At 64.4% G+C, this 23,202-nt stretch carries 14 protein-coding genes; 8 read left to right on the top strand and 6 right to left on the bottom strand.

Annotated features, from left to right (window positions below; translation table 11 throughout):
• Window positions 1-164 precede the first annotated feature (164 nt).
• Entirely contained in the window at window positions 165-1,661 is a 1,497-nt protein-coding gene (locus IFU00_10355; GenBank protein ID MBD8542685.1) for a tyrosinase family protein, read from the top strand.
• A 73-nt stretch (window positions 1,662-1,734) separates the two neighbouring features.
• On the opposite strand, the gene IFU00_10350 is transcribed toward IFU00_10355, so the two are convergent.
• Window positions 1,735-3,315: an aldehyde dehydrogenase (NADP(+)) gene (locus IFU00_10350; GenBank protein ID MBD8542684.1), complete on the bottom strand. Its 1,581-nt coding sequence runs from the start codon at window positions 3,313-3,315 to the stop codon at window positions 1,735-1,737.
• Between the two features lie 213 nt (window positions 3,316-3,528).
• Here IFU00_10350 and IFU00_10345 point away from each other — a divergent pair, with 213 nt between their 5' ends.
• The 5 genes from IFU00_10345 to IFU00_10325 all read left to right on the top strand — a co-directional run bounded on the left by IFU00_10345 (window position 3,529) and on the right by IFU00_10325 (window position 13,870).
• Complete coding sequence (locus tag IFU00_10345; GenBank protein ID MBD8542683.1) at window positions 3,529-5,784, top strand: exo-alpha-sialidase; 2,256 nt, start codon at window positions 3,529-3,531, stop codon at window positions 5,782-5,784.
• Window positions 5,781-8,084, top strand: a complete 2,304-nt coding sequence (locus tag IFU00_10340; GenBank protein ID MBD8542682.1) for a glycoside hydrolase family 95 protein — start codon at window positions 5,781-5,783, stop codon at window positions 8,082-8,084. The genes IFU00_10345 and IFU00_10340 overlap by 4 nt, the downstream gene beginning before the upstream one ends.
• A gap of 29 nt (window positions 8,085-8,113) precedes the next feature.
• Entirely contained in the window at window positions 8,114-9,799 is a 1,686-nt protein-coding gene (locus IFU00_10335; GenBank protein ID MBD8542681.1) for a DUF5597 domain-containing protein, read from the top strand.
• A gap of 47 nt (window positions 9,800-9,846) precedes the next feature.
• Entirely contained in the window at window positions 9,847-12,714 is a 2,868-nt protein-coding gene (locus IFU00_10330; protein ID MBD8542680.1) for a DUF5110 domain-containing protein, read from the top strand.
• Between the two features lie 64 nt (window positions 12,715-12,778).
• Window positions 12,779-13,870 carry an electron transporter RnfD gene (locus IFU00_10325; protein ID MBD8542679.1) on the top strand — a complete coding sequence of 364 codons (1,092 nt, stop codon included), beginning with the start codon at window positions 12,779-12,781 and terminating at the stop codon, window positions 13,868-13,870.
• 14 nt (window positions 13,871-13,884) lie between these two features.
• Here IFU00_10325 and IFU00_10320 read toward each other — a convergent pair whose 3' ends face one another.
• Window positions 13,885-14,475, bottom strand: a complete 591-nt coding sequence (locus IFU00_10320; GenBank protein ID MBD8542678.1) for a hypothetical protein — start codon at window positions 14,473-14,475, stop codon at window positions 13,885-13,887.
• Window positions 14,476-14,580: 105 nt separating this feature from the next.
• Complete coding sequence (locus IFU00_10315) at window positions 14,581-14,763, bottom strand: DUF427 domain-containing protein (GenBank protein ID MBD8542677.1); 183 nt, start codon at window positions 14,761-14,763, stop codon at window positions 14,581-14,583.
• Window positions 14,764-15,111: 348 nt separating this feature from the next.
• On the opposite strand from IFU00_10315, the gene IFU00_10310 reads away from it, so the two are divergent.
• Together IFU00_10310 and IFU00_10305 are read left to right on the top strand one after the other, a co-directional pair.
• Complete coding sequence (locus tag IFU00_10310) at window positions 15,112-15,699, top strand: 2-hydroxychromene-2-carboxylate isomerase (protein ID MBD8542676.1); 588 nt, start codon at window positions 15,112-15,114, stop codon at window positions 15,697-15,699.
• A gap of 394 nt (window positions 15,700-16,093) precedes the next feature.
• Window positions 16,094-18,973 carry a PAS domain-containing protein gene (locus IFU00_10305; GenBank protein MBD8542675.1) on the top strand — a complete coding sequence of 960 codons (2,880 nt, stop codon included), beginning with the start codon at window positions 16,094-16,096 and terminating at the stop codon, window positions 18,971-18,973.
• Here the strand turns inward: IFU00_10305 and IFU00_10300 are convergent.
• Genes IFU00_10300 through IFU00_10290 form a run of 3 tightly spaced genes read right to left on the bottom strand, consistent with a single transcriptional unit; the run spans window position 18,970 to window position 23,182 of the window.
• Window positions 18,970-20,535, bottom strand: coding sequence for a glycoside hydrolase (locus IFU00_10300; protein ID MBD8542674.1), 1,566 nt, complete (start codon window positions 20,533-20,535; stop codon window positions 18,970-18,972). The genes IFU00_10305 and IFU00_10300 overlap by 4 nt on opposite strands.
• Window positions 20,532-20,936, bottom strand: coding sequence for a helix-turn-helix transcriptional regulator (locus IFU00_10295; protein MBD8542673.1), 405 nt, complete (start codon window positions 20,934-20,936; stop codon window positions 20,532-20,534). The genes IFU00_10300 and IFU00_10295 overlap by 4 nt, the downstream gene beginning before the upstream one ends.
• Before the next feature lie 41 nt (window positions 20,937-20,977).
• Window positions 20,978-23,182, bottom strand: a complete 2,205-nt coding sequence (locus IFU00_10290) for a glycoside hydrolase family 3 protein (protein MBD8542672.1) — start codon at window positions 23,180-23,182, stop codon at window positions 20,978-20,980.
• Window positions 23,183-23,202 lie beyond the last annotated feature (20 nt).

Genomic DNA, 23,202 nt, shown 5'->3' with positions numbered 1-23,202 from the left:
CATTGGATTTATCGCTGTCAGCGCACCAATTGTCCGATGTGAGCCACGCGCTTTGGCGCGTTTTTGATCGCTGTTAAATCGGACAATCGTGCGCGCGCCATCCGCCGGATCTTTTCCTACACTCGACTGAACATGTAGCGTTTTTTGTTCAGTCGGGGGATGCGATGAAAACCCATAGTGGCGCGAGGAGAACGTTTCTAAAAACAGGTATCGGGGTCACTGTCTTACAGTGTTTTCCCGGCCTGGCGGCCGCGCAGGCGAGTAGTGGGCCGCGGCTTGAATGGAAACAGTTCAAGACCACCAATCAATATCCGGCCTTCGTCAATGCCATTGCGACGATGCGCGCCAACGCCAGTCAGGCCAGCCCCGGCTCACTGTCTTACTGGTCCAATGTGCATGTCAACACCTGTCCGCACGGCGTGCCCTATTTCATTTCATGGCACCGCGGGTATCTGTATCACTTCGAGCAGCAATTGCGTACCGTGTCCGGCAATCCGAACCTGACTCTGCCGTATTGGGACTATTATGCGTACGCGACCTTGCCAGCGGAGTTTACCGATACGGCGCCCGGCAATCCGCTGTATGTGCCCAGGCAGAGTTCGAACGTTCGCAGCGCACTGAGCCTGGCGCCATTCGCGTCGGCGGTGCGCAATTTTCAGCGTGGCAAGAGCAACGCGTTCGAGCCGAGCATCGAAGACGTGCACAATCCCATCCATGATCTGATCGGCGGCGTCATGAGCACGATGCAGTCGCCGCTCGATCCCATCTTTTTCCTGCATCACGCCAGTGTCGACCGCTTGACGCATGCATGGTCGCTGCTAACGGGCAAGACCATGCCCAAGTCAGCGAATCCGTATTCGTCGACCAACAGCGATGTCTATTGGGCAGGCAACCATGTGTATGCGAGCGGTCTGAGCATCGAGCGCTACAAGACCAGAATCCCCGGCTGGCTGGGCACGACGTATGCGTCCAACGCTGTACCGACGACGCTGCCACCGGTCCCTGCCGTTTCTGCGGCCCGTGCAGCGCTGCTGGAGCGGCCGCCGTTCCAGTCGTTCAGGACGGTGGCAGGGCGCCGCCTGTCGAGCACACGGCGGTCAGTGAGTGGCGTGGCGCAAGTGCCTTTCGATGAGCAATCGGTATCGGTGCTGCTGCGGCTGGGGAAAAGCGATGCGGCCGAACTTGCACGGGTCGTTGCGCTGTGCCGTGATGTTGGTGAGCTGGATTCCAAGTCCGATTCTCTTTCCAATTCTCGACAGATGCCGGGCACGATCAAGCTGGTGTTTGACAACCTGGCCGTCGGCACGGCCGCGAAGAAGGGCGGCTTTTTCTATGCGCTGTATCTCGACCTGCCGGCCGTGGTTGCGTCGCAGGCGGAGCGTGAGGCGTCGCTCATCGGCACACTGGGCGCATTCCAGATCGCCGCCGCAGCGCACCACGGCACGCCACGGATCGAATTCGATGTGTCGTACTTGCTGGCGCGGCAAGACCGCGTCAATTTCAGCGAGCTCGCGTTGTCCTGGGTGCGTGTCGACGGCGATCGTCCGCCGGCCGGCAAGGCCATCCTGGCCAGCGAGATCCGGGTCGAACTCGCGTTCGCCCCGGACGATGCGCATATGTTGTCCGGAGATGCCGAGGATATCGAACGGCAGCATTTGTAGACGTAGAAGCGGACGCAGACGCTGACCATGGCCGCGGTGTTGGTCCCGCAACCCTGGTCAGCGTTCGTGGTGCTTACGCAGGCAGCTTCAGCTCGCCATTGACCAGGCGGGCGATCCGCAGCGGATTGCCGTCCTTGAGCGCATCGGGCAGCAGGCCAGCCGGCACGTCCTGGTAACAAACGGGGCGCAGGAAGCGTTCGATGGCAGTCGCGCCCACCGAGGTGCTGCGTGGATCGGTGGTGGCCGGGAACGGGCCGCCGTGCACCATCGCATGCGCCACCTCGACGCCGGTCGGGAAGCCATTGAACAGGATGCGGCCGACCTTGCGTTCCAGCAGCGGCAACAGGGCGCCGGCCAGTGCATGGTCGCTCGCGACTGCATGCACGGTGGCCGTCAGCTGGCCTTCCAGGTGGCGCGTCACTGCCAGCAGCTCTCCTTCATCCTGGCACGCGATCAGCAGCGAGACCGGGCCGAAGATTTCTTCTTCCAGCGCCGGATTGGCCAGGAAGGTGGCGGCGTCGCACTCGTACAGCGCCGCCTTCGCCGCGCAGCCCGCGCCTTCGCTGCTGCCGTGCGCGACGAGCGTCACGCCCGCGATACCGGCGCGCATACCCACCGCGTCCGTATAGGCAGTATGGATGCCCGCGGTGAGCATCGTGCCCGCCGGCTTGAGTTGCAGCGCTGCCGCTGCCGCAGTGCGGAACGCGTCGAGCTGCGGCCCGGCCACGCCGATCACCAGGCCCGGGTTGGTGCAGAACTGGCCGACGCCCATCGTCAGCGAGTCGACGAACGCGCCTGCCAGCGCGGCGCCGCCGGTGGCCAGCGCGCCCGGCAGCAGGTAGACCGGATTGATGCTGCTCATCTCGGCGTAGACGGGAATCGGTTCCTTGCGGCGGCTGGCGATCTGCGCCAAGGCCAGCCCGCCTGCGCGCGAACCGGTAAAGCCGACCGCACGGATTGCCGGATGGCTCACGAGGTCGCCGCCGATCATGTTGCCTTCGCCGATCAGCAGCGAGAACACGCCTTCGGGCATGCCGCAGTCGAGCGCTGCCTGCAACACAGCCTTGCCGACCAGCTCGGACGTGCCCAGGTGCGCATTGTGCGCCTTGACGACGACCGGGCAGCCGGCGGCGAGCGCCGAAGCGGTGTCGCCACCGGCGACGGAAAACGCGAGCGGGAAGTTGCTGGCGCCGAATACGGCGACCGGGCCGACGGGAATCTTGCGCATGCGCAGGTCGGCGCGCGGCGGCGTGCGCTCGGGCAGGGCCGAGTCGAGCGTCGCTTCAAGGAACAAGCCGTCGCGCACGACCTTGGCGAACAGGCGCAACTGGCCGACGGTGCGGCCACGCTCGCCTTCGAGGCGCGCCGTCGGCAAGCCGCTTTCCTGGCTGGCGCGCTCAATCAGTGCCGGACCCAGATCCAAAATGCGCTGCGCGATCGTTTCAAGAAAATTGGCGCGCTCTTCCAGGCTCAGCGCGCGGTACGGTTCGACGGCGGCGTCGGCCAGCAGGCAGGCCTGGGCCAGGTCGTCGGGCGAGGCAAGACCGAACGCGGGTTCGAGCTCCTGCTTCGTGCCCGGGTTGTAGGCACGCACGGTGCCGGCTGCGCCGCGCACGATGCGTGCGCCAATGATCATTTCTCCGCTGATGTTCATGCAATCTCCTGTGTTGAATTCGTATAGGTCGCCAATGTTATACGCAATCATGCCTGCGTGGAGATGTTGGGCGAGATCCTGCTTCCTATCCTGAAAATTATTTGTTAGCGCGAACATTCTGCTTGCCAGCGTCGTCTGTATTGTTTAGCATGGTTTGCATCAAGCTAATAGTCGCCACCCACAGGCGACACATAAGAACAATCAGGAGACACCATGCCTTCCACGTACGCGCGCCAGCTTGGCGTGTTCGTGGGCGCGGTCGCGGCCATCGTCGTCGGGGCCGCTGCCACGGCCACGGCCACCGTCACGGACACAGCGACCGCGGCGTCATCATCCGGCGCTGAGGTATCAGCGACTGTATCGACTGCATCGACTGCATCGACCGTCGCCTATGCTTGGGACAGCGTCGCCATCGGTGGCGGTGGCTTCGTGACGGCCGTCGTGCCAAGCCGCAGCGAGCCGGACGTCGCCTATGCGCGCACCGATGTTGGCGGCGCCTACCGCTGGAGCGCAAAAGAGGGCTGCTGGTATCCGCTGCTCGACTGGGTCGGCGAAGACCAGACGGGCTTCCTGGGCATCGATGCACTCGCCGTCGATCCGCACAACGCCGGCAATATCTGGCTGCTGGCCGGTATCGCCTACCTGAACGGCGGCCGCACCGCCATCCTGCGCTCGACCGACTATGGCAAGACCTTCGACGTCGTCGATGTCACCGCCCAGTTCAAAACCCACGGCAATGGCTTCGGCCGGCAAAACGGCGAGCGGCTCGCTGTCGATCCGGGATCGAATCAATCGACGAATACACGCCTGTACCTCGGCTCACGCCGCAACGGCCTGTTTGCCAGTAACGACGCCGGCAAGACCTGGCAGAGAAACGACGCGCTGCCCGTCACGACGACGCCGAACGACGTCGGCCTGAACATCGTGCTGCCCGATCCCGCCAGCGTAAAAGATGGACACGCGCGCCGCGTGTTCGTCGGCGTCTCGCGCTTCGGCAGCGTCGGCCCCAACCTGTACCGCAGCGACGATGCCGGCGCGAGCTTCCAGCCGGTGACAGGCGGACCGGCCGGCCTGATGCCCCAGCGTGCCGCGCTCGATGGCGCAGGCAACCTGTATATCGCGTACGCCGACGGCGCCGGTCCGCATCCGGACAAGAGCGGTAACGAACCGATGCAACGGGGCCAGGTCTGGCGCTACAAGATCGCCACGGGTGCCTGGGCCGACGTCACGCCGGCCGGCTGGACGCGCCCGTTCGCCGGCATCAGCGTCGACCCGGTCAACCCGCGCCGCCTTGTCGTCTCGACCATCAACACGTTTATTCCACAAGGCGACGCCAAAGGCGACCGCATCCTGGTGTCGAACGACGCCGGCGCCACCTGGACCGACGTCATCGCGCGTGGCTTCCGGCGCGACGCCGCCGGCGTGCCGTGGCTCGAAGGGCATGCGATTCACTGGGCCGGGCCGGTCGAATTCGATCCCCGCGACTCCCGCGCGGTCTGGGTCACGTCCGGCAACGGCATCTTCCGCACCGCGAACATCGACGCCGTCCCGGCCACCTGGACGTTCACGGTCAAGGGGCTGGAAGAGACGGTGCCGCTCGGCCTGGTGAGCATGCCGGGCGCACCGCTGGTATCCGCCATCGGCGACTACGACGGCTTCGTGCACGACGATCCGGCGCGCCATGGCCGCATCCACAAGCCCGAAATCGGTACCACGACGGGCCTGGACGCGGCGGCGCGCCGGCCCGGCACCCTGGTGCGGGTTGGCGACGCGATGCTGGTCACGCGCGACGGTGGCGCCACCTGGAACAAGACACCGACGATGCAGGGCAAGCGGGGCCAGATTGCCATCTCGGCCGATGGCGCAACGCTCGTGCACACGCCGCAGGACTCGACGACCTCGTTCCGCTCCGGCGACACGGGCGCCACCTGGACCCCGGTCGCCGGCCTGACGGGCAACCGGATGCGCGCCGTGGCCGATCCGGTGCGGGCGAACGTGTTCTACGCGTATGATGACAAAGCCCTGGTGGCCAGCAGTGACAGCGGCGCCACGTTCACGGCGCGCGCCAGTCTGCCTTCGGGCGGCTCGCGCCTGATCCGCGCGGCGCCCGAACGGGAAGGCGACTTGTGGGCCCCGCTCAAGCAGGGGGGCCTTGCGCGCTCGATCGATGGCGGCGCCAGCTTCAAGCCGGTATTCGATATCGACTATTGCGGCGCGGTCGGCTTCGGCAAGGCTGCACCGGGCAAAACGTATCCGACGGTGTTCATCTGGGGCAGTGTCAAGGGCGTGCGCGGGATCTACCGCTCGCTCGACACGGGCGCCACCTGGCAGCGCATCAACGATGACGCGCACCAGTACGGCGGCCCTGGCGACGGCCACTTCATCGTCGGTGACATGAACCGCTTCGGCGTTGTCTACATGAGCACTGCCGGACGCGGCATCGTGCACGGAAAGCCTGTTACCCAATGACCTTGAATCACACGCTGCGCGTGGCGCTTGCCGCCACCAGCCTTGGCTTCGGCCTGACCTTTGCCGGCGCCGCGCTGGCCGCTCCCGACCTCGTCTTGCGCTACCACGCGCCCGCGCAGGACAACGACACCGGCTGGGAGAAGGAAGCCCTCCCGATCGGCAATGGCCGCATCGGCGCCATGGTGTTCGGCCAGCCGGGCCGCGAACACCTGCAGTTCAACGACATCACCCTCTGGACCGGCGACGACAGGACGATGGGCGCTTTTCAACCTTTCGGCGACGTGCTGGTCGACCTGCCAGCCCATGCGAGCGGTGTGACCAACTACCGCCGCACGCTCGACATGGTGCGTGGCGTGCACATGGTCACTTACACGCACGACGGCGTGAACTACAAACGCGAAGCCTGGGCCAGCTATCCGGCGCAGGTGATCGTGCTGCGCCTGTCGGCCGACAAGCCGGGCCGCTACACGGGCAGCGTCGCATTGACCGACCGCCACGGCGCCCACCTGGCCGTCAGCGGCAACCGCCTGTACGCGGCGGGCACGCTGGCCGGCTTCGTGCTGCCCGACCAGGCCCCGAGCACGAACGTGATGTCGTATGCGAGCCAGGTCCAGGTGCTCAACGACGGCGGCAAGCTGGCCGTCGACGGCAAGCGGATCGGCTTTGCGAATGCAAATTCGGTCACGCTGGTGTTGGGCGCCGGCACCAGCTTCGTGATGGATCCGGCGCGCCGCTTTGAAGGCGGCCATCCGCTCGCACGCGTGACGCAGCAGGTGAGCACGGCCGCCGCGCGCCCCGTCGACGAGCTGCGCGTCGAGCACGAGCGCGATCTGGGCGGCCTGCTCAAGCGCGTCGAGCTCGATCTGGGCCCGACACTCGCCGAGCGCCGCGCGCTGCCGACCGACGCGCGCCTGTTGGCCTACACGCGCGAAGGCGGCGACCCCGAACTCGAAGCGCAGTATTTCCAGTATGGCCGCTACCTGCTCACCGCCAGTTCGCGCGGCTCGCTGCCGGCCAATCTGCAGGGCCTGTGGAACAACAGCTATGCGCCGCCATGGAGTGCGGACTACCACACCAACATCAACGTCCAGATGAATTACTGGCCGGCCGAGGTGACCAACCTCTCCGAACTGGCCGAACCGTTCTTCGGCTTCGTGAATGGCCTGGCGCCGGTCTGGCGTCAGCAGACGGCGCAGGAATTCAAGGGCAAGGATGGCGCGCCGATTCGCGGCTGGACACTGCGCACCGAATCGAACCCGTTTGGCGCGATGGGCTACCTGTGGAACAAGACGGGCAACGCCTGGTACGCCCAGCACTTCTGGGAACATTACGCCTTCACGCGCGACGAACGCTTCCTGCGCGAGACGGCTTATCCAATGATGAAGGAGGCTGCCGCGTTCTGGCAGGACTACCTGAAGGTGCTGCCCGACGGACGCCTGGTGGCGCCGCAAGGCTGGTCGCCCGAGCACGGCCCGGTCGAAGACGGCGTCGCCTACGACCAGCAGATCGTCTGGGACCTCTTTAACAACACGATCGAAGCGGCCGGCATCCTGGACATCGATCCCGAACTGCGCGCCGAGTTGACCAATCTGCGCGACCGCCTGGCCGGCCCGCGCATCGGCAGCTGGGGCCAGCTGCTCGAGTGGCTGGACGAAAAACACGATCCGGTGCTCGATACGCCGCATGACACGCACCGCCACGTGTCGCACCTGTTCGCACTGTTCCCGGGGCGCCAGATCGGGCCTGTCAAAACGCCTGAGCTGGCCGCTGCGGCCAAACGCACGCTCGAAGCGCGCGGCGACGCCGGCACCGGCTGGTCGATGGCGTGGAAGATGGCGTTCTGGGCCCGCCTGCACGACGGCGAACGCGCCCACCGCATGCTGCGCGGCGTGCTGGCCGCGCCCGGCGCCCGCGCCGCCGAGCAGGGCGGCATCTTCTCGGAACATAACAATGCGGGCGGTACCTACCCGAACCTGCTGGACGCGCACCCGCCATTCCAGATCGACGGCAATTTCGGCGCCACCGCCGCGATGGCTGAAATGCTCGTGCAATCGCACGCAGGTGAAATCCAGGTCTTGCCCGGGTTGCCGAAAGCCTGGGCCACGGGCTCGGTCAAGGGCTTGCGCGCGCGCGGCGGCTTTGAAGTCGACATCGTCTGGCGCAAGGGACTGCTGAAGAACGTCACCGTGCGCGCCCTGTCGAACGACGGCAAGGTCAAGCTGCGCTACGGCGCCTGGGTGACCGAAGTCGAACTCAAACAAGGGCAGAGCCGCACTGTGTCTGCCTCGCTGTTCAAATAAAAAACGACACCACGAAGGAGACAACCCGCATGAAGCTGAACCAGATCGCTCGCAGCCTGACGCATCTCGCGCCACTGTGCCTGGCCTTGACGGCGCACGGCGTGCTGGCCGCGCCCCAGCTGCCGCGCCTCGAGAGCAAGGACGGCCGCCACGCCCTGATCGTCGACGGCGCGCCGTTCACGATGCTGGCGGGCCAGGCCCACAACTCCAGCAATTACCCGGCGGCCTTGCCGAAGGTCTGGGCCGCGCTGAAGGACGCGGGCGCCAATACGCTCGAGATGCCGATCGCGTGGGAGCAGATCGAACCGAAAGAGGGCAGCTACGACTTCAGCTTCCTCGACACGCTGGTCAAGCAGGCGCGCGACAACAAGATCCGGCTCGTGATCGTCTGGTTCGGCACCTGGAAGAACACGGGGCCCGGCTACCTGCCCGAGTGGGTCAAGTTCGACAACGCGCGCTTTCCGCGCATGAAGGACAAGGACGGCAAGACCGTCTACAGCCATTCGCCGTTTGGCGAAGAGACGCTGGCGCTGGACCGCCGCGCATTCGTGCGCATGATGGAGCACATCAAGAAGATCGACAGTGCGCACCGCACCGTGATCATGGTGCAGGTCGAGAACGAGGTGGGCACCTACGGCTTCGAGCGCGACTTCGGCGCGCGCGCGCAGGCCGCGTTCGCGCAGCCAGTGCCGGCCGCCGTCGTGGCGCGCCAGACGCCGAAGGTCCAGGGCGTCACGAGTGGCACCTGGACCCAGGTGTACGGCGACTACGCCGCCCAGTACTTCCATTCCTGGGCGATTGCCAGCTACATCGAGTCGATCGCCAAGGCCGGCCGCGCGGTCTACGACTTGCCGATGTTCGTCAACAATGCGCTGCGCGAACCGGCGCTGGACGGCAAACCGGCAGCACTGTGGAAGGACGGCGGGGGCTTCGCCAGTGGCGGGCCAACCTATGACGTCCTCGACATTTATAAAGTGGCCGCTCCTCATATTGACTTCGCTGCGCCGGACATCTACATGCCGGAATCGAAAAAAGTCACGGCGGTCCTCAAGTCGTTCCAGCGGCCCGACAACCCATTGATGATCCCGGAAATGGGCAACGCGCCCGGCTACGCGCGCTATGTGTACCAGGCCCTGGGCATGGGCGCGATCGGTGTGGCGCCGTTCGGCCTGGATTACGCCGACTACAGCAACTACCCACTGGGCGCCAAGCACACCGACAAGCGGATGGTCGAACCATTCGCCAAGGTGTACGGCGTGTTCGCGCCGATGACGCGCCAGTGGGCGCGCTGGGCCTTCGAAGGCCGTACCTACGGCGTGGCCGAGGGCGACGACCGCGCCGCGCAGACGGTGGCCATGCAGGGCTGGACGGCGAACGTGTCGTTCCGCGAGTTTCAGTTCGGCGAGCGCCAGTACCTGAAGGACAAGAACGAGTACCAGTCGGGCACCGAGCAGCCGGGTGGCGGCGTCGCGTTCGCGCAGATCGGCGACAACGAATTCGTCATCGTCGGCCAGCAGGCGCGCGTGAAGCTCTCCGGCAGCGGCGCCAACTACGGCAAGCCGTCGATGCTGGCACGGGTCGAAGAAGGGCGCTTCGACGCGAATGGCACATGGGTCATGGAGCGCAACTGGAATGGCGACCAGACCGATTACGGCCTGAACTTGCCGGCCACGCCGACCGTCCTCAAGGTCCGGCTGGGCACCTATACCGAGTAGGCATAACAAGTAATAAACATAAAAAGTACACAACAGGAGATCGACAAATGCGTATGACACAAGTGGCGGCCGCAGTAGTGATGCTGGCGGCAACCGGGGCCGATGCTGGCACCTTCCAACAGACCGCGACCGGTATCGAAGTGCGTCCAGACAGCGGCGCCAAGGTGGTGCGGCTGAACCTCATGAGCGACAACATCGTCCAGGTGGTCAAGCTTGACCAGGCCGACAAGACGCTCACGCCATCCCTGATGACGGTGGCCAAACCGTGCGCCAGCAGCTGCGCTTTCACCGTCACGCCGGGCAAGGACACGGTCCAGCTCAAGGCCGGCAAGATCGCCGCCACCGTGTCGCTCAAGGATGGCCAGGTTGCCTTCTTCGATGCCAACGGCAAGCGCTTCCTGGCGCAGGCTTCCGAATCGATGCAGCCCGTGAACGTGGGCGGCAAGCCGTTCGTGGCGATCAAGCAGGGCTTCAACCACGGCACGAAGGATGCGTATTACGGCCTGGGCCAGCACCAGAACAACCAGATGAACTACAACGGCGAAGACGTGCTGCTCCAGCAGCACAATATGATCGCCGCGGTGCCGTTCGTCGTGTCCGACAAGGGTTATGGCGTCCTGTGGGACAACAATTCGATCTCGCGTTTCGGCGACCAGACGCCGTACGACCTGATGTCGCGTGACCTGGTGCTGCGCGGCGTCGATGGCAAGAGCGAAGGCCTGACGGCCCGCTACTACATCGGCGGCAAGCTGGCGCTGACGCGACAAGAGAAAGACATCGATTATCAGTACCTGAAGGACCTCGACGAGAACTGGCCGAAAGAGCTCGGCCCGCACAAGGACCTGAAGGACGTGCGCGTGGTCTGGGAAGGCACGATGAGCAGCGACAAGCCGGGCGTGCACAAGATGCAGCTGTACTCGTCGGACTACACGACGCTGACCGTCGACGGCAAGCAGGTCATGGATGTCTGGCGCATGGGCTGGAACCCGTGGTACCACAACTTCGAAGTCAAGTTCGCGAAGAACAAGCCGGTCAAGCTGCACCTGGAGTGGAAGCCATCGGGCGGCATGGTCGCGATCACCCACAACAATCCGTTGCCGGCGCCGGAGCGCCATTCGCTGACGCTGTCGTCCGAGATCGCCGAAGCGATCAACTACTACGTGATCAGCGGCGACAACATGGACCGCGCGATTGCCGGCTACCGCCACCTGACCGGCCAGCAGCCGATGATGCCGAAATGGTCGTACGGCTTCTGGCAATCGCGCCAGCGCTACGAGACGCAGCAGCAGCTGCTCGATACAGTGACCGAGTACCGCAAGCGCGGCTGGCCGCTCGATAACATCGTACAGGACTGGTTCTACTGGCCCGAAGACGGCTGGGGTTCGCACGATTTCGACCAGAAGCGCTTCCCGGACCCGAAGGGCATGGTCGACGCGGTGCACAAGCAGAACGCGCGCATCATGCTGTCGGTGTGGGGCAAGTTCTACGCCAATACCGACAACTACAAGGAGCTCGAGTCCAAGGGCTATATGTGGACCAAGAACGTCGAGAACGGCTCGCGCGACTGGGTCGGCAAGGGTTACCTGAACAGCCACTACGATCCGTATACCAAGGAAGCGCGCGACATCTACTACCGCCAGCTGAAGACGAAACTGGTCGACCTGGGCTTCGACGCCTGGTGGATGGACAATACCGAGCCTGACGTTCTGTCCAACAGCCGCCTGGAAGACTTCAAGGAACTGATCGGCCCGACCGTGTATGGCGCCGGCGAAATCACGTTCAATCCGTACAGCCTGGTGAGCACGGGCGCAATGGCCGATGGCCTGGCGCGCGACCAGCCGGACAAGCGCCAGTTCATCCTGTCGCGCTCAGGCTTTGCCGGCATCCAGCGCAATTCGGTGGCAGTGTGGAGCGGCGACACGGTCGGCCGCTGGAACAACCTGTTCGACCAGATCGCATCGGGCACGAACATGTCGATGTCGGGCATCCCGAACTGGACCCACGATATCGGCGGCTACGCGCAGGAAGTGCGCTACCAGACGGGCGACGTGGGCTCGGCCCAGGAAAACCGCGTCACCTCGCGCGCCGAAGCCAATCCGGAAGACATGAAGGAATGGCGTGAGCTGAACCAGCGCTGGTTCCAGTTCGGCGCCTTCACGCCGCTGTTCCGCTCGCACGGTGAAGTGGTCAAGCGCGAGATCTACAATATCGCCAATGGCGATGACACCATGCGCGACAACATGGTGTGGTACCTGAAGCTGCGCTATCGCCTGATGCCGTACATTTACACGATGGCGGCCGACACGCACTACGGTTCGGGCACGATGATGCGTGGCCTGGTGATGGACTTCCCGCACGACGAGAAGGTCAAGAACATCAAGGACCAGTATATGTTCGGCCCATCGTTCCTGGTGGCGCCGGTGTACGCGTACAAGGCCACGTCGCGCCAGGTGTACCTGCCGGCGGGCGCGGACTGGTATGACTTCCATACGGGCGAGCGCTTCAAGGGCGGGGCCACGCGCACCGTGCAGGCACCGCGTGAGCGCATGCCGCTGTTCGTCAAGGCCGGCTCAGTTATCACGGCGGGCCCGGTGACGCAGTACGTCGACGAGAAGCCGGATGCGCCGGTCACGCTGTTCGTGTACGCGGGTGCCAATGGCGAAGCCACGCTGTACGAAGATGATGGCGTGACCAATGCCTACGAGCGTGGTGAGGCCAGCCGCATCCGCATCGCCTACGACGACAAGACAGGCGTCGTGCAGATCGGCGAGCGCGCCGGCCAGTACAAGGGCATGCCGATGAAGCGCGAGTTCAAGGTGCGCGTCATCAAGCCGGGCGTGTCGACGGCGGAGAATCTGGACGCGGCCGACAAGACCGTGGTCTATGACGGCAAGCCGGTGACCATCAAGCTGTAATCATTACGGCGCTTATCAACAGCCGGGTGCCAGCATGCACCCGGCTTTTTTCATACTGACATCCATGAAAAATCTCGCGTATTCACTTGCACTGGCCGCCTTGCTGCATCTTGCGCCCGCTGGCGCTGCCAACCAGATCGCGGCGGATCATCCTAACCTGGCCTATACGGGCCGCGTGGACATGACCGATGTGAAGGCGCCCGTTCTGAGCTGGCCCGGTACGTCGATTGCCGGCAACTTTACCGGGACGTCGCTCGCGATCGTGCTCGACGACCAGCACGGCAAAAATTACTTCAATGTGTTCGTCGATGGCGACACCGCGCGGCCCGTCATTCTGCAGCTGGAGAAGGGCAGCAAGACCTATCTGGTCGCCAATGGCCTGGCAGCGGGCGCGCACCGTTTTCTGCTGACCAAACGCACCGAGGGCGAGGAGGGCGCCACCGTCTTCAAGGGCATCGAGCTCGATGACAAGGCGACGCTGGCGCCGCCGCCCCCACGGCCGACGCGCAGGATCGAGTTCTTCGGCGATTCGATCACGAGCGGCATGGGCAACGAAGCGCCCGATGATGGGCGGGACGATCTGGGCAAGGACAAGAACAACTACCAATCGTATGCGTCAATCGCAGCGCGCCAGCTCGGCGCCGAAGCGCACATCACGTCGCAAAGCGGCATCGGCGTGATGATCAGCTGGTTCCCGTTCACGATGCCGGATTTTTATGACCAGATCAATGCCGTCGGCGACAACGACAGCCGCTGGGACTTCAAGCGCTGGACGCCTGACGTCGTCGTCATCAACCTGATGCAGAACGACAGCTGGCTGATCGGGCGCGATCACAAGCTGCAGCCGGAACCGACGGATGCGCAGCGGATCGCGGCGTACCAGGCGTTCGTTGCCCGCGTGCGCGCGCTGTATCCGAAAGCGTACATCGTCTGCGCGCTGGGGAGCATGGACGCGACCCGTGCCGGTTCCGTGTGGCCGGGCTACGTCAAGTCGGCGGTGGCGAACCTGCGCGCATCAGGTGACGCGCGCATCGATACGCTGTTCTTCCCGTTCACCGGCTACGGCCAGCATCCGCGCGTCAAACAGCATCAGGCCAATGCGGACTTGCTGACCGCGTTCGTGCGAAAAAAACTGGGTTGGACGGGGACCAAATAACGGTGCAGTGCCTGTCATGCCACGAGTGAGAACGTCGCAGTCTCGCCTGCGCGGATCGTCGTTTGCAGATGCGTCGTTCCCGCCATGCGGGCCAGCACATGATCGAGGCAGTAGGTTGCGAGGTGGATCCGGGCCTCGTCCGGCTGGAAGTGATCCCATAGCACGCTGAATCTGAAGTCAGTATTGCGTTCGTCGCTGGTGGCAGTTGCCTGTTGCCCGGCCGATGTCGATGCCTGCACCTCGAATGCCGCATGGAGGCGTGGCCTGGCGCGGATTTCAGCGGCCATCGTGTCGGAGATCGAAAAATCGGTCTGGGTCGATGGCGGCTCGTCAGGGAACAGTTCCTCGAACGTCTTGCCGGCATCGCCCTTCGCGTCATGCTGGTTCAGGTGGACGCGGACGATGTCTCCCGGCTGCAGGGGATGGTCGATCAACCAGGTCAAATGGCCGCAGCTGCCTTCTTCGTAACGACCGCCCATCGCATCGATGGTTGCTTTCAATGCCCGGTCGAGCGCCCCATGCACGGACACATTCATGAGGCGCGCTGAGGCCAGATTGATTGTCGTAATGCGCACGTTATTGACGTCAACAGCAATATGGGGCATGGCGCTGGTTGTTTGATTCGGCAATCAACTCTAGCATGATAAGCGGGACGCGTTTCGAGCCCGCTTATGCTGTCCCAGGAATGCCGCGGTGAGGCAGGCCTGGGCTCACGGCGGTGTGGCATACGGCCAGGCCGCATCCTTGTTGACTTTGCCGTTGACCTCGACGTTGTAGAAGCTTGCTGTTCCCTTCTGGGGACAGTTTGAGTGCACGCTGGAAGGCGTCACCGCACGAGTGCATCGGTGCGCCTTGTGGCACAAGCTTGCGGTAGCCTGAGTAGCCGGGGTCAGTAGCCGGGGTCAGGTCTGACATTTGGACACGAACTCTTCCTAGTACCTTCAACCAGGCATCATTAAACAGGCATCTTGTTAAGCCCGTGCCTGAATGTCGGACCTGACCCCGCCGGTGTGGTCGAAGTCCTCGAAGTGCTGTACAACCCGGCCCACGCCTGAATCGATCTCCAGGAGATGCAGTTCGATGAGGTGCTGCTTTTCAAGCAATACGACTCGGCCACCGACATGCCATGCCATGCGCCCCACGCGGCATTCACCCATCCTGCCACGCCGACCGATACTCCTCCCCGTGAGAGTATCGAGAACCGTTGCCTTTTCATCTTCGACTCACAGGGTCCACGCTAAATGAACACCATCGAATTCTGGTTCGATTTCGGCAGCAACTATAGTTACCTGAGCATGATGCGGATACGGCGCGCGGCGGCCGCTGCCAACCTGGGTGTCGAGCTGAAGCCGTTCATGCTCGGCCCGATCTTCAAGTCGTTGGGGTGGGGGACGTCGCCATTCGTGCTGCAGACGCTGAAAGGGGATTACGTATGGCGTGACATGCGCCGCCAGTGCGTCAAATACGGCTTGCGCTGGCAGCGCCCTTCCGTATTTCCCCGTAATGCGCTGCTTGCCGCGCGCATCGCACTACAGGGCGAAGGCACATGCTGGCTTGAAGGTTTCTGTGAACAGGTCATGCTGGCCAATTTCGCGGACGACCGCGACATTGGCGACGAGGCGGTGCTGGCCGGGATTCTCGCAGGACTTGGCGCTGACAGTGCAGAGATCATTGCGGCAGCGAAAACGGATGCGTGCAAGGCCGCGCTGCGTGCTCGTACAGCTGATGCCCAGGCCCGCGGCATCTTTGGCGCACCCATGTTTTTCGTTGGCGACGAGATGTTCTGGGGGAATGACCGTCTCGAGGATGCGATCGCTTACGGAAAATAGCCGGGGTCAGGTCTGACATTTGGACACGGACTCTACCCTAGTACGTTTGAAAAGGTATCCGTCAACAGACTTCTTGTTAAGCTCGTGTCCGAATGTCAGACCTGACCCCGCTGGTGCTGTTCTTTCCAGAGACCTCGTCACGGCATTGTCGGCCACAGGATGGGACGAATAAGACCGCGCACAGCGGTGCAAGCGTGCCGTCGCGGCCAGCACAACATGCTAATATGACCACGTTTAATGGGATGTGGGTAGGCATGTGCGTCCCATCCTGTACCTCTTTACATGGTCGTGGAATGGCAAACGTCAAGGCTCTCGAATCGCAGTATGCAGTGGCTTCAGGTGTGGCGGGGCAGCCCGATGGGCGCGCCCGTTTGACGGTCCCGCTGTAACCGGGGTGGACACCGTCTTCCCCCAAGAGCGCCTGCTCCAGGTCCTCGACATCGTATCCGCCCTGGCTGGCCTCGACAGCGTCGACGACGTGGTGCAGTTGTCGCTGGACCGCCTTCCCGGAATTCTGCCGCTCGACCCATCCGCGCTGTCCTTGATCGTCCACGGGCTGGTCCAGCCTGACCAGGACGCGCCATCTGCACAGCAGATCGAGCAGGCCCTGTGCGCCGGCGCTACCACGCACACGCACGCATTCACACCGCACGAGCGCGAACTGCTGCACCACGTCTGCGTCGCCATGGGCGCGGCCCTGGCACGCATTGGCCAGGCGCGCGCTGGCAACGCGTTGCGTGAACGAGTCGCAAAACTTGAACAGCGCTGCGCCCCGCGCGCCCTGGCGCCGGACCGAGCATGGGCCGTGAGCCTGGAGCCACTGTGCATCATCGATGCCAATGGCTATGTCGAGTTGGCCAATCCGGCGTGGCAGACGGTGCTGGGCTGGACCGAAGCCGAGATGTCCAGCCAGCCATTCACGGCGTTCGTGCACCGCGACGACCTCGCGGCGACGCAGGCGGCCTGGATCAAGGCGAGTGAGCGGGGTCAGGCGGTCGTGCGTTTCGAGAACCGCTACCGCACGAGTGGCGGTGTCTGGCGCTGGCTGTCATGGGTTGCCGTGCCGGAGGACGGCAAGGTGTACTGCGCCGCACGCGACGTCACCGACGAAAAGCAGCAGCGCGAAGCGTTGATACTGCGCACGCGCGAACGTGACGTGCTTGCGGCTGTGTTCCAGGCCACCAATCTGCTGTTGCAGGTGATCGATGCAGACTACCGCTTCCTGGCGATCAACCAGGCCAGCGTCGATGACTACTGGCGCCTGATCAAGCGCCGTGTCGCGGTTGGCGATTGCCTGACCGACGTGCTGGCCGACCGGCCAGAGCAACTGCAGGCAGTTCTGGCGCTGTGGGACCGCGCGCTGGGCGGCGAGGCGTTCTCGCTGCAGCAGACGTCCGGCCAGGCCGCACCCGAACAGCGCACCAGTGAAATGCGTTTCGAGATCTTGCGCGATCACGAGGGCAAGCAGATCGGCGCCTTCATGACGGCACTGGACGTGACCGAGTGGCATGAGCAGCAGCAAGCGCTGGTCGAAACCCAGGAGGCGTTGCGGCAGTCCCAGAAACTCGAAGCGATCGGTCAGCTCACGGGTGGTGTGGCGCACGACTTCAACAACGTCCTGGCGGTGATCAAGTCGAGCATCGAGCTGCTGCGCCGGGTACAGCTTGGCGACGAGCGCCGCCAGCGCTTCATGGATTCGATTTCCAGCGCAGTCACGCGCGGCGCCCGCCTGACCGGTCAGCTGCTTGCCTTTGCACGCCGGCAGGCCCTGCAGCCGGCCGTGTTCGACGTCGGGAACAGCACGCGCGCGATCGGGGAAATGATCGGGAGCCTGACCGGCGTCGGGGTCGAGGTCGTGCTCGACTTGCCCGACCAGGCCTGTTTCGTCAACGCGGACCAGAGTCAGTTCGATACTGCGCTGGTCAATCTCGCCGTCAATGCGCGCGACGCGATGCAGTCGCGCGGAACGCTGTCGGTCAAGGTCGCGTCGGTCGAGGGCTTGCCGCAGGACGGCCTGCAACCGGCAATCAGCGGCATGTTCGTGGCCGTGTCGCTGCATGACACCGGCGCTGGCATCGCGCCGGAAAATCTTGAAAAGATTTTCGAGCCGTTTTTCACGACCAAAGGCGTCGGCCACGGCACCGGCCTGGGGCTGTCACAGGTGTTCGGCTTTGCGCGCCAGTCGGGCGGCGATGTGCGGGTCGTGAGTACGCCAGGTGCAGGCACGACCTTCACGCTGTACCTGCCGTGTGCAGCGCAAGCGCTTGCTGGCGGCAGCACACCGGGCGTCCAGCACGCGCTGCCCGGCGGCGGGGGACTGCGCATCCTGGCGGTCGAGGACAATCCCGAATTGCGCGCGATGGTCGAGAGCTCGCTGCACGAACTTGGCTACGCAACGACCATCGTGACCAGTGCGGAGCAGGCGCTGGCATTGCTGCGCGATGATGCCGAACCTTACGCGGCCGTGTTTTCCGATGTTGTCCTGCCGGGCATGACCGGGATCGACCTGGGGCGCGCACTGGCACGCCTGCAGATCGACATCCCCGTCGTGCTCACCAGTGGCTACAGCCACGTTCTGGCGCAGGAAACGGACCACGGATTCCTGCTGCTGCCCAAGCCGTACGCGCTGGACGATCTTGCGCGTCTTCTGCACGAGGCCGTGCTCCGGCGCGACCGCGCTGCAAGCGTTGCCAAGGTCAGTACGACGCATGCCATGACCCTCGTCGAAACCGTCTTTGGCCAGCCGCCGCGCGCGCCCGACGAAGGGGTCGAGCGCGTACGGCTGGCGGAGCTGGCGGCCCTGCACATCATGGATACCGAAGAAGAAGCGGCCTATGACGAGCTGACACACCTGGCCAGCACGTTCTGCCAGACGCCGATCGCGCTGGTCTCGCTGATCGACGACAAGCGTCAATGGTTCAAGGCGCGCGTGGGACTGCAGGCCCGTGAAACACCGCGCGAACACGCGTTCTGCAGCCACGCGATCGAGCAACCGGAGCAGGTCATGCAGGTCGTGGATGCGACGCTCGATGCGCGCTTCGTCGGCAATCCCCTGGTGACGGGCGATCCCGGCATCCGTTTTTATGCCGGCGCGCCGCTGGTGACGTCAACCGGTCAGGCGCTGGGTACGCTGTGCGTGATCGATACCGAGCCGCGCAAGCTGACCGTCCATCAGCTCGACGCGCTGCGCCTGCTCGCTGCACGCGTCATCGAGCGTCTCGAGGCCCGGCGCGTCGAGTTGAGCCTGGGCGCACCGCGCGACAGCGAGCGCTAACGCGCCGCCTCAAGTTGCAGCAGGTAGACATCGTTCTCGCGCAGCGGCAACGCGGTGGCAAACACGCCATCGCGCCCGATCGTCACCGCTTGCTGCTTCAACGGCTTGCCGGTCGCCGTCGCCTTCAATGCCGCGACCTGCGGCCGCGTCAGCTGCTTGGGCGAGCCCATGCCGATATACGCGGTGAACGCATCGTTCTGCTTGTAGCCCACCTGCGAGACCGTCATCGTGTAAGCGCCCGGCTTCAGGCCGCGCATCGCCACCTTGACCTGGCCTTTCGATTTCGCAGGCAAGTCCTTGATGAAGTACTGCTGGTTGTTGATCCCCGCCGGCAGCGTGTGCGAGTAATCCCACAGCAGCACCTGGGCGTTACCCTTGTCGTCGAGCGTCGCCGTCGAATCCTGGTCGGCGTTCTTCAGTTCGCGATCGCCCAGCTGGTTGAGGAACTGGTAGGCAAAATAGGCTGGCTTCTTGATCCCCTGCGTGTTCATCAAACCGAAGCCGCCATGAAACGCTTCGAAGCGCGGCCCGGCTTCTTCAAAAATGTCGGTAAACACCCAGTACGACATCGACTGCACGGCGCCAGTGCTCTGCTTGAGCTTTCTCAGGATGTAGGCCGGCTGGTGGTAGCTGTCGTGGGTCGGATCGGACGGCGTGTACGACGAGCTCCATTCGGTGTAGTGCAACTCGAGCTTCGGCATGCTGGAGGCCGCAATCTCCTTGCGGTTCTTGAGCACATCGTGGGTCACGGCCATCGGGTCGGGACTCAGGACCGTGCCGGTGGTGCCGAATTCGTCGAGGAAGCCCTGGTTCACGCCGTACGAGTGGGTGGAGACGAAATCGAGCGGGACCCCGTTCTTGCTGGCGTACCCGATCATCTCGGGAATCCAGGCCGCGCCGGCAGTGCCCGGGCCGCCCACGCGGTACGACGCGTCGACGCTCTTGACGGCGCGCGCGGCGTGCGCGTACAGCTTGAAGTACTCGTCCTGCGTGCCGGCCCAGAAGCCGTCCAGGTTCGGTTCGTTCCAGACTTCAAAGTACCAGCTCGCCACTTCGGCCTTGCCGTAGCGCTCGGTCCAGTGTGTGGTGAGCGCCTTGATCAGGCGTTCCCACTGGGCGTAGTCGCGCGGCGGCGTGACATTGCCGCGCCACCAGAAGATGGTCTTGGTGCCGCTGGCCATCGCGGACGGCATGAAGCCCAGTTCCACGAACGGTTTGATGCCGATGCTGAGCAGATAGTCAAACAGCGCATCGACATACTGGAAGTTGTACTGCTCCTTGCCCTGCGCGTCGATGCGGAACACGGCCATGTCGTCGCTCAGCAGGCCATGCATGCGGATGTAGCGAAAGCCGGTGTCCTTGCGCAGTTCGGCCAGCTGCTGCTGCCAGTCGGCGCGCAGGCCCTCATTGGCGCGGCCGGCGCCAACCGACAGGTTGAACATGCGATCGAGCTGGCCCTTGACCTGGGTGACGTCGACGTCGATGACACGTTGCTGCGCATGGACCACGGCTGGCAGGGCAAGCAGCGTCGCCAGCGTCATGGTGGTAATCGTGTGCTTCATGGGGTCTTTTCTCCGGATGGGGGCGAGGGGCAGATGGGCGTGCGATGCGCTTGCGCCCGAAATGCCTTCGGTGTGCAGCCATAATCGAGCTTGAACAGCTTGTTGAAATACGAGACGTGGTTGTAGCCGACCGTGTAGGCGATGTCGGTGATGCTGGCCGAATCGCGTTCGGCCAGCAGGCGCGCTGCTTCGGTCAGGCGCAACCGGTTCAGGTAACCGGTGAACGTGCAACCCAGTTCAGCCTTGAGCACATCGTTGACCTTGTTGCGGTTCACGCCGGCGCCATGCGCAACCGCGCCCAGCTCGAGCTCCGCATCCGCGAAACGGCTGGCGATCGCGTACAGGATCGCCGACCTCTCGCGGTCGCGCTGCGGGTCAAGCGAGTGCTGCTGGCAGGGCACGGGCGGTCAGTCTTTCAGTCGGTGGTCGCGCAGGACCGCAATCAGCGCGCCCCGGCGGCAAACTCGCGCGCCGGCAGGCGCACCGTCACCGTCGATACCGGCGCGTCGGCCGCCGTCGACAGGATCACGCGGTAGTCGCCGGCCGCGATCTTCCAGCGGTTGCTGGCACCGTCGAACACGGCCAGCGTGCGCGGATCGATCGTGACTTCGCTGGTGCGGCTTGCGCCGGCGTCCAGTGCCAGCTTGTCCCAGCCACCAAGACGTTTCGGTGCTTCCCAGCCGGCGCCCACTTTCGACACGTACACCTGCGGCACTGCCTTGCCGGCGCGCGCGCCGCTGTTGGCCACGTTGAAGCGCACGCGGATGCTGCCGTTTGTCGCGTCGGCCTTCAGGTTCGTGTAGGTGAAGCTCGTGTACGACAAGCCGTGACCGAATGCGAACAGCGGCTTGTGGCCTTTCAGGTCGAACCACTTGTAGCCGACGGCGGCGCCCTCGATGTCGTAGTCGACGTCGAAGCGCGTGTCCTTCGGCAGGTCGATGCCATCGATCTTTGGGCGCGGCAGCTGGTTCTCGGCCAGCGGGAAGGTTTGCGGCAGGCGGCCCGACGCATCGACTTCGCCCGTCAGCACGCGCGCGATGGCTTCGGCGCCGTTCGTGCCCGGATACCAGGCCTCGACCACCCCGGCCACATCGTTCACCCATGGCATGGTGACTGGCGTGCCCGTTTGCAGCACGACGACGGTGCGGGGATTGGCCTTGGCCACCGCTGCAATCAGTGCGTCCTGGTTGTTCGGCAGCGCCAGCGTGGGCACGTCGGCCGCTTCGGACGTCCACTGCGTCGCGAACACCAGCACCACGTCGGCACCCGCCGCGACTTTCGCGGCTGCGGCGGCATCCTTGCCATCGTGCCAGGTCATTCTGGCCTTGGTGCGCGCCGCCAGCGCCTTCATCGGCGAGCCTGGCAGGTAGACCATCGGGCCTGGCCAGGCGGCCGGGCCTTCGTTCGGCACGGCCATGCCGCCGCGCGGGTAGACCTGCGCCGAGCCGCCGCCCGACAGCACGCCCTTGTTGGCGTGCCCGCCGATGATGGCGATGCGCTGCACGTTCTTTGCCAGCGGCAGTACGTTGCCCGTGTTCTTGAGCAGGACGATCGCTTCTTCGGCATCAAGCTGCGAAATCTTGCCGTGCGCGGTGTAGTCGATCTCTTTGGCCTGGACCTTGACCGGGTGATCCAGCGCGCCGTGCGCGCCCAGCGCCCACAGGATGCGGGCGACCATGTCGTCCAGACGGGCCTGCGGGATGTGGCCGTTTTCGACGGCTTCCTTCAGCGCGCCGTCGAAGTAGGGCGACTTGTCGAACGGATAGCCCGACTGCTGGTCCAGGCCTGCCAGCGCGGCCGGGATCGTCGAGTGGGCCGCGCCCCAGTCGGACATCACGTAACCCTTGTAGCCCCAGTCGCCCTTGAGCACCTTGTTCAGCAGGTGGTCGTTCTCGCAGCCATACGGCCCGTTGATGCGGTTGTACGAGCACATGACCGAGCCCGGGTCACCCCGTTCGATGGCGATCTGGAATGCCAGCAGGTCGGACATGCGGCCCGCAGCATCGTTGATCTTGACATTCAGGTGGTTGCGGCCTGTCTCCTGGTCGTTGTACGCGTAGTGCTTGAGCGTCGAGACGACATGGTTGGACTGCACGCCGCGAATCTGTTCGCCGGCCATGATCCCGGCCAGCAGCGGGTCTTCGCCCGTGTACTCGAAGTTGCGGCCATTGCGCGGCTCGCGCGCCAGGTTCACGCTCCCGCCCAGCATCACGTTGAAGCCCGACAGGCGCGCTTCCTTGCCGATCATCGCGGCGCCCTCGAACGCCAGCTGCGGATTCCAGGTGGCGGCGGTGGCAATCCCCGCCGGCAGCGACGTGCGCTCGCGCGCGTCCTTGCCCGGCTGCGAGGCCACGCCGATGCCGGCGTCGGTCAGCCACTGCGGCGTGATGCCCAGGCGCTCGATGCCCTTGATGAAACCGGCCGACTGGGGCAGCGCGCCCTCGGGCGCTTTCTGGCCCTTGAATTCGGTGCCGAAGTAGCCGAACACCATGCCGATTTTTTCATCGAGCGTCATCTGGGCCACCAGTTTGGCGGCGCGCTCTTGCGCGGCATCCGGTGCGGTATTTGGCGCACCGTGCGCCGCACCAAAGGCGAGGGCGGCGGCGAGGGCGATGGCCGAGCGGCCGAAGGGCAAAGCTGGGTGCATGTGTGTGTCTCCTAGTGTGT

The sequence above is a fragment of the Oxalobacteraceae sp. CFBP 8761 genome, from assembly GCA_014841595.1.
GTDB lineage: Bacteria > Pseudomonadota > Gammaproteobacteria > Burkholderiales > Burkholderiaceae_D > Telluria.
This window is presented reverse-complemented; position numbering and strand designations above follow the sequence as displayed.

Excerpts from the sequence above, each read along its gene's own strand:
- IFU00_10350 (MBD8542684.1), bottom strand. The coding sequence starts at position 3,315 with ATGAACATCAGCGGAGAAATGATCATTGGCGCACGCATCGTGCGCGGC.
- IFU00_10340 (MBD8542682.1), top strand. The coding sequence starts at position 5,781 with ATGACCTTGAATCACACGCTGCGCGTGGCGCTTGCCGCCACCAGCCTT.
- IFU00_10355 (MBD8542685.1), top strand. The coding sequence starts at position 165 with ATGAAAACCCATAGTGGCGCGAGGAGAACGTTTCTAAAAACAGGTATC.
- IFU00_10310 (MBD8542676.1), top strand. The coding sequence starts at position 15,112 with ATGAACACCATCGAATTCTGGTTCGATTTCGGCAGCAACTATAGTTAC.
- IFU00_10335 (MBD8542681.1), top strand. The coding sequence starts at position 8,114 with ATGAAGCTGAACCAGATCGCTCGCAGCCTGACGCATCTCGCGCCACTG.
- IFU00_10300 (MBD8542674.1), bottom strand. The coding sequence starts at position 20,535 with ATGAAGCACACGATTACCACCATGACGCTGGCGACGCTGCTTGCCCTG.
- IFU00_10290 (MBD8542672.1), bottom strand. The coding sequence starts at position 23,182 with ATGCACCCAGCTTTGCCCTTCGGCCGCTCGGCCATCGCCCTCGCCGCC.
- IFU00_10345 (MBD8542683.1), top strand. The coding sequence starts at position 3,529 with ATGCCTTCCACGTACGCGCGCCAGCTTGGCGTGTTCGTGGGCGCGGTC.
- IFU00_10320 (MBD8542678.1), bottom strand. The coding sequence starts at position 14,475 with ATGCCCCATATTGCTGTTGACGTCAATAACGTGCGCATTACGACAATC.
- IFU00_10330 (MBD8542680.1), top strand. The coding sequence starts at position 9,847 with ATGCGTATGACACAAGTGGCGGCCGCAGTAGTGATGCTGGCGGCAACC.
- IFU00_10325 (MBD8542679.1), top strand. The coding sequence starts at position 12,779 with ATGAAAAATCTCGCGTATTCACTTGCACTGGCCGCCTTGCTGCATCTT.